Genomic DNA, 6,741 nt, shown 5'->3' with positions numbered 1-6,741 from the left:
CGCGAGGTGATTCACGGATCCGACCTGTTGCGCGACCTTTACGCTCGCGGGCCGGTCACCGACGGTGTCCGGTACACGGACATCGTCTCGACGTGCGACGGGTTCGTCGTCCCCGCCACCGGTGCGTCGATGCCGGGCACGACCGTCGTCACGCTGCAGGAACGCGACCCCGGCAACTGCGCCGGACACTTCGCGTTGCCGCGCGATCCTCTCGCACGCGCTCTCGCCCTCGACGCGGTCGAGCACGGCGGCGTGTAGGCTCGACGCGGTCGAAGACAGACGAAGGAGTGGTTGACGTGATGCGCCAGCCGTCGGAGACCGGACGTCCGGCAGAGCGACGGAAACGGCTCTCGCTCGAGGATTGGACCGAGGCCGGACTGCGGCTTCTCGTCACCGAAGGCCGTGCGGCGGTGAAGATCTCCCGGCTCTGCAAGGAACTCGGCGTCACCAAGGGCAGCTTCTACTGGCACTTCGACGACATCGATCAACTGATGAAGGCGATCGCCACCCGCTACGCCTCGCAGGAGAACGACGCCGCCCGAGGGCTGACCAGCCTCGAAGAGCTGCCCGTCCGTGAGCGATTGGCGCGGATGGGCACGATGCTCGTCGACGATCGGGCCTGGGCGGCGGAGGTGGCGGTGCGGGAGTGGGCCCGCACCGACCCGAAGGTCGCCGAGTCCGTGCGCGCACTCGATCAGCGGATCATGGCCGTGGTCGAAAATGCCTTCCGTGAACTCGGTTTCGACGAGCGCGCCGCCCGCGTGCGCGCCGGAACACTCGTGTACGCGGGCATCGGATTCGTCTACGGCCGGGACAGCCTCGCCACCCCGACCATCGACGAGATCCAGGAACTGCTCGCCGTCCTCACCGCCCGGTGACGGTCACGCGCGGGTGAGCCGCAACCGCCACGCCTCGGGTCCGCGTTCCTCGTAGTCGACAGCCAATCGGCCGCCGGTTCGCTCGGCGAGCTGATGCAGCAGCGGAAGCGGGTCGTGCGGGGCGACCAGGACGAGTGCGCCGCCGGCGGGGACCGCGTCGAACGCACCGAACACCGTCGCGTGCCGGATCGCGTGCGGAATCTCGCGCACGTCGAGCACCGGATCGGGTTCGTCCTTCTCCCCGCACGTGCAGGTGTGACCCCCGCACCCCTGTTCGGACGCCTGGTCGTCGTGGGCGCCGAGCAGGTCGTGCATGCCCTCGACGGCACCGGCGAGCGAGACGTCCGGGTCCGCGGCGACCACCGGCAGGATCCGATCGTTCTCGTCGACGAGGTGCGCATCGAACATGGTGCGCAGCGCATACGCGGCGGCCGCGGCGCGTGTCGGGGACGCCTCGCGTTCGATGCTGTCGACGAGCGCCGCGATACGCCGGTGCACGGCGATCATGGACTCGACGAGCAGCTTCGCGTCGACGCGGCGGGCCGCGGCCGGGTAGAGAGCCTGCTCCTCGGCGATCGCGTGCGGCAACAGGGTGCCGGTGAGGTAGTCGACGACGGCGCGCCGCGCGACCTCGAAGCCTGTGTTCTTTTCGGCCGCGTCGAGCAGCGCATCGGTCAGATACGCGATTCTCCCGGCGATCTCGGCGTGATGGTTCCTGATGGCGTCGACGGCGTGCGCATCCTCCGCAGTGGCCGCGACGACGACGTTGTCGGTGGTCATTTCCACTCTCCTTGTGCAGGTGGCCGATCACCCGTCAATTTACTACAGTTATTTCCGTGGAAAATAGTGATCTCCTTCTCGGCCCCCGACCGACGCCCGCGACGGCGTCGCTCCCGGCGCTGTCGCCGCAGCGGATCACCGTCCTCGACGACGTCCGCGCCCACGGCCCCACCCGGATCAACGACATCGCCGAACGCCTCGGTCTGCACCCCAACACGGTGCGCGAACACCTCGACGCGCTCGTCGCGGACGCTCTCGTGGAAACCACCACCGAACCCGCCCACGGACGCGGCCGGCCCGCCAAGCTGTACCGGCCGACCCCGGCCGCCGACCCGACGAGTGCGAGCCGCGAGTACGCGGGACTCGCCACCGCCCTCGCCGGACACATCGCGCGCACCAGCCTCGATCCGGAAGCCGACGCCCGCGCCGCCGGACGCGACTGGGGTCACGAGCTCGCGCGCGAATCCGGTTGCGACGCGGCCGATCCGCACCGAGCGGTGCTCGATCTGCTCGCCCGGCTCGGGTTCGACCCGCACGACGCAGGCCACGCAGGCGGCATCGCACTGCGGCAGTGCCCCCTGCTCGACGCCGCGCGCCGCTACCCCAGCGTGGTGTGCCAGGTCCACCTGGGCATCGTCGAAGGCGTGCTCGAGGAGTTGCGTGCCGCGACCGGACCGGGATTGGACCTGCTCCCGTTCGCCGAGCCCGGGGCATGCCGGCTGTTCCTACCCGATCCGGCGTTCCCGGGTCCCGCAGCGGCCGACGAGCGGGCGGCCGACGAAGGGACGTCGCGATGAATCCCGTTCCGCGCCGCGCGCTGCTGCTGGTTCCGGGCGGGCTGGCACTGCTCGTCGGCCTCGACGCCGCACTGTTGCTGCTCGGCCTTCCCGCCCCGGTCGACACCGCACGCCTGCCCGAGATCCACGGAATTCTGCTGGTGCTGGGGTTCGTCGGGACGGTCGTCGCGCTCGAACGCGCGGTCGCGCTGGGCCGCCGCGCTGGATATCTCGCTCCGCTGCTGCTCGGTGCCGGCGGAATCGTGATGGCGTCCCCTGCACCACAGCAGATTTCGGGACTGCTGCTGCTCGGGGGGACCGTAGCGCTCGTCGCGATCTACGTGCCGCTGTGGCGGCGGGCCGCGGACCCCGCGGTCCTCGTCCAGGCCGGGGGCGGTGTCCTCGCGGCCGGAGCCGCACTGCTGTGGCTCGCGCACGTCCCGGTCCCCGAACTGCTCCCGTGGCTGTGCACGTTCCTGATCCTCACCATCGCCGGAGAGCGCCTGGAACTGGCCCGGGTCGCGACGCTGGGGACCCCCGCCGAACCCCTGCTGGTCGCGATCGCGGGCGCGATCGTGGCGGGCACCGTCGGCACACTGCTGTGGCCGGCGGCGGGCTATCCACTGCTCGGCGCCGCGCTGCTCGCCCTCGTCGCCTGGCTGGTGCGCTTCGACGTCGCGCGCCGCACCGTCCGCGCCACCGGCCTGGCCCGGTACATGGCCGTGTGCCTGCTCGCCGGATACGCCTGGCTGGCGGTCCCGGCGCTGACCTGGCTTCTCGTCGGCGCCGTCCCCTCCGGTCCCGGCTACGACGCCGTCGTCCACTCGGTGATGCTCGGGTTCGTGATCTCGATGATCATGGCGCACGCCCCGGTGATCCTTCCGGCGGTGGTGCGGCGCCCGCTGCCGTACACCCCGCTCATGTACGGACCGGTGGCGCTGCTGCACCTGTCGTTGGTGCTGCGTGTCGCGGTCGGTGACGTGCGCGGCGTCGAGTGGGCGGTCACGGTCGGCGGTGCGCTCGGCATCGTCGCGATCCTCGCGTTCGTCGTGGTCGCCGCCGGCTCCGCGCTGCGGCCCGCACGTCAGGAGGTTCCGGCATGAACGAGCGCGGGAGCTGGCACCTACGTGCCGGATCGGTCGTCGTCGCGTGGCTCGCGGCGCTGGTCGTCGTGTCCGTCGGGCACCGCTGGATTCCGCAGTCCGGCTGGCTGCTCGTGCACGTGCTCGGCCTCGGTGCGGTGAGCAACGCGATCCTGATCTGGAGCGGTCATTTCACCGACGCGCTGCTGCGGCGGCCGACCGGGTCCCGGCGGGCCGAGACCGCGCGCCTGCTGGTGTTCAATGCCGGTGCGGTCGCCGTGGTCGCCGGGATGATCTCCGGATGGTGGCCGGCCGTGCTGGTCGGCGGATGCGTCGTGGCGATCGTGGCGCTGTGGCACGGCACGACGCTGCTGCGCCGCCTGCGGTCGGCGTTGCCGTCCCGGTTCGGGCACACCGTGCGCTACTACGTCGCCGCCGCCGCGATGCTGCCGGTCGGCGCGGGAATCGGTGTGGCGATGGCCGATTCGCGACTGCCCGGCGAAGTACACGAACGGCTGGTCCTCGCGCACGCGGGCATCAACGTCCTGGGCTGGGTGGGCCTCACCGTGCTCGGCACCCTCGTCACCCTGTGGCCGACGATGCTGCGCACCCGCATGGCGCAGCGCGTCGAGGACGCCGCGCGTCGCGGTCTGCCGGTGCTGCTGGCCGCGCTCGCCGTCGGGGTCGCCGGTGCGGTCGCGGGGCTGCCCGTCGTCACGGCCGCCGGTGTCCTGGGCTATCTGGTCGCCGCGGGCTACGTGCTGGAGCCGCACCTCGACGAGATCCGGCGCAAGCATCCCGGCGACTTCGCGACGCTGTCGGTGCTGGCCGGTGTGCTGTGGCTGTTCGGTGTCCTGCTGTACCTGGCGATAGGCCTGGCGACCGCGGCGACCCCGTTCGAGGCCACCGAGGTCGCGGGTGCGGTGACCGCGGCGCTGCTCGCGGGGTTCGTCGCGCAGGTGCTGCTCGGCGCCCTCACCTACCTGATTCCCGTGGTCATCGGGGGCCGGGCCGCGGTGCAGGCCGCGATGGCCGAACTCGAACGCGGTGCCCCCTGGCGGTTGTCGGTCGCGAACGTGGGCCTGGTGCTGTGTGTGCTGCCGGTACCGAGTCTCGTCCGCGTGGTGTGCTCGATGCTGGTGCTGGTGGCGTTCGCGTCGTTCCTGCCGCTGGTCGTGCGCGCGGTGCTGGCGGCCCGTCGTATGCGGGGCGTGCCGTCCGCACCCGGGGTGCGCGAACCGGTGCCCGCGGCGCGGCGTCTCGGCATCGCGGCCGCAGGGGTCGCTGTGGTGGTGTTCGCCGCGGTCGGTGGTGTCGCGGCCGACCCGGCGGCCGTGGGTATTTCGAGTATCGACACGGTGGCGGTCGCGGAGACCGGGCACACCACCGAGGTCCAGGTGCGCGTCGAGGGCATGCGGTTCGTGCCGGCCGTGCTCGACGTCCCGGCGGGTGACCGTCTGGTGATCGAGTTCGTCAATTCCGGTGAGGATCGGCACGATCTGGTGCTCGCCAACGGCAGACGCACGGGCCGGATCGCTCCCGGGGAGTCCGCCGTCCTCGATGCCGGGGTGATCGGCGGCACCGTCGACGGCTGGTGCTCGGTCGCCGGCCACCGTCAGATGGGGATGACGTTGCAGGTCCGCGCCGACGGCGCCGCACCGGTGTCGCACGACGGACACGAGGCCGCGACCGCGGACACCGTGGACGTCTCGCGCAGCCTCACGATCGACCCCGGACCCGGCTTCGTCCCGCACGACGCGACCGCACCGGCGGCCCGGCCCGATCACCGGATGACGCTGGCGGTCTCGGAGGTGGAGCGCGAGGTGGCTCCGGGAATCACGCAGAAGCTGTGGACGTTCGGCGGCACCGCACCCGGTCCGACTCTGCGCGGCCGGATCGGTGACGTCTTCGAGATCACGCTCGTCAACGACGGGACGATCGGGCATTCGATCGACTTCCACGCCGGTGCGCTCGCCCCGGACGGTCCGATGCGCACGATCGCGCCGGGCGAGTCGCTGACGTACCGGTTCACCGCGACCCGCGCCGGAATGTGGCTGTACCACTGCTCGTCGATGCCGATGTCGGTGCACATCGCCAACGGCATGTTCGGTGCGGTGATCATCGATCCGCCGGATCTGCCTGCGGTGGATCGCGAATTCGTTCTCGTGCAATCCGAGTTGTATCTCGGTGCACCGGGCGGCGAGGTGGACGCCGCGAAGGTCGCTGCCGGAACACCGGATCTGGTGGTGTTCAACGGGTATGCGAATCAGTACGATCACGCTCCGCTGCAGGCCCGCACCGGCGAACGCGTCCGCATCTGGGTGCTGCCCGCCGGTCCCGACCGCGGCACGTCGTTCCACGTGGTCGGTGGGCAGTTCGACACGGTGTGGGCCGAGGGCGAGTATCGGCTCCGGCCCGGCACCGGCGGAGCCCAGACCCTCGGATTGTTCCCGGCGCAAGGTGGATTCGTCGAACTGGAGTTCCCGGAGCCGGGTCGCTATCCGTTCGTCACGCACGCGATGACCGACGCCGAGAAGGGGGCGCACGGCGTCGTCGAAGTGCTCCCCCGAACCTGATCGCCGGCATCGGAAATTATCAGTGCCCGGGACGGATTCACCGTCCCGGGCACTGCACCCTCCCCCGGGTCTAGCGGGCCGCGTCGAGGCGGTCGACGGTCTTGTCGTATTCCGCCACCAACTCGGCCATGATCTCGGCCACCGGCCGGATCTCGTTCATGCGTCCGACGATCTGTCCCGCGGGCATCGCGACGACCTCGGGGTCGCTGCCCGCCGAGATCCGCTGGTGCGCCTCGCTGACGAGGATGTTCTGCAGCGGCATCGGCAGCGGTGCCGGTGCATCCGGCTTCGCCCACGCATCGGTCCACTTGGTCTTGAGCAGCCGGGCGGGCTTGCCCGAGTAGATCCGCGAGCGAACGGTGTCCGCGGAGGTCGCGGCGAGCAGTGCCCGCTGAACCGCGGTGGGGCCCTTGTCCGCTCCGCCGAGCTTGTACTCGGAGGTGGTCAGCCAGTACGAGCCCATCCACACCCCGGACGCGCCCAGCGCCAGTGCCGCCGCGACCTGACGGCCGGAGCCGATGCCGCCGGCGGCCAGCACCGATGCGGAATCACCGATCGCATCGACGATTTCCGGCCACAGCACCATCGAGGCGATCTCACCGGTATGACCGCCCGCCTCGTAGCCCTGCGCGATGACGATGTCGACACC

Annotated in this window: 6 protein-coding genes and 1 pseudogene; 5 read left to right on the top strand and 2 right to left on the bottom strand. The window is 71.1% G+C overall.

Going from position 1 to position 6,741, the window contains the following annotated elements:
• Nucleotides 1-258, top strand: a pseudogene (locus I0Q12_RS07065) (lipase); the annotation flags it as partial.
• A 41-nt stretch (nucleotides 259-299) separates the two neighbouring features.
• Nucleotides 300-878, top strand: a complete 579-nt coding sequence (locus I0Q12_RS07060) for a TetR/AcrR family transcriptional regulator (protein ID WP_197251298.1) — start codon at nucleotides 300-302, stop codon at nucleotides 876-878.
• Between the two features lie 3 nt (nucleotides 879-881).
• On the opposite strand, the gene I0Q12_RS07055 is transcribed toward I0Q12_RS07060, so the two are convergent.
• Nucleotides 882-1,658, bottom strand: a complete 777-nt coding sequence (locus tag I0Q12_RS07055; RefSeq protein ID WP_197251260.1) for a DUF2249 domain-containing protein — start codon at nucleotides 1,656-1,658, stop codon at nucleotides 882-884.
• Nucleotides 1,659-1,714: 56 nt separating this feature from the next.
• Here I0Q12_RS07055 and I0Q12_RS07050 point away from each other — a divergent pair, with 56 nt between their 5' ends.
• From I0Q12_RS07050 to I0Q12_RS07040, 3 genes are read left to right on the top strand one after another with little or no spacing between them, the layout of a single operon-like run.
• Nucleotides 1,715-2,455 (top strand): metalloregulator ArsR/SmtB family transcription factor, encoded by a 741-nt coding sequence (locus I0Q12_RS07050; RefSeq protein ID WP_197251259.1) that lies wholly within the window; start codon nucleotides 1,715-1,717, stop codon nucleotides 2,453-2,455.
• Entirely contained in the window at nucleotides 2,452-3,537 is a 1,086-nt protein-coding gene (locus I0Q12_RS07045) for a hypothetical protein (RefSeq protein ID WP_197251258.1), read from the top strand. The genes I0Q12_RS07050 and I0Q12_RS07045 overlap by 4 nt, the downstream gene beginning before the upstream one ends.
• Nucleotides 3,534-6,092 carry a multicopper oxidase domain-containing protein gene (locus I0Q12_RS07040; RefSeq protein ID WP_197251257.1) on the top strand — a complete coding sequence of 853 codons (2,559 nt, stop codon included), beginning with the start codon at nucleotides 3,534-3,536 and terminating at the stop codon, nucleotides 6,090-6,092. The genes I0Q12_RS07045 and I0Q12_RS07040 overlap by 4 nt, the downstream gene beginning before the upstream one ends.
• Nucleotides 6,093-6,162: 70 nt before the next feature.
• On the opposite strand, the gene I0Q12_RS32230 is transcribed toward I0Q12_RS07040, so the two are convergent.
• On the bottom strand, nucleotides 6,163-6,741 hold a 579-nt coding region (locus tag I0Q12_RS32230; protein WP_231610175.1), incomplete at its 5' end, for a nitronate monooxygenase family protein.

Origin of the sequence: Rhodococcus sp. CX (genome assembly GCF_015865005.1) — a bacterium.
In the GTDB taxonomy this organism is placed as follows: domain Bacteria; phylum Actinomycetota; class Actinomycetes; order Mycobacteriales; family Mycobacteriaceae; genus Rhodococcus.
The sequence above is the reverse complement of the archived record's forward strand: the minus strand, read 5'-3'. Positions and strand labels throughout refer to the sequence as shown.

What these genes read in the sequence shown, in the direction of transcription:
- I0Q12_RS07060 (WP_197251298.1), top strand. Translation starts at nt 300, where the DNA reads ATGCGCCAGCCGTCGGAGACCGGACGTCCGGCAGAGCGACGGAAACGG.
- I0Q12_RS07055 (WP_197251260.1), bottom strand. Translation starts at nt 1,658, where the DNA reads ATGACCACCGACAACGTCGTCGTCGCGGCCACTGCGGAGGATGCGCAC.
- I0Q12_RS07045 (WP_197251258.1), top strand. Translation starts at nt 2,452, where the DNA reads ATGAATCCCGTTCCGCGCCGCGCGCTGCTGCTGGTTCCGGGCGGGCTG.
- I0Q12_RS07040 (WP_197251257.1), top strand. Translation starts at nt 3,534, where the DNA reads ATGAACGAGCGCGGGAGCTGGCACCTACGTGCCGGATCGGTCGTCGTC.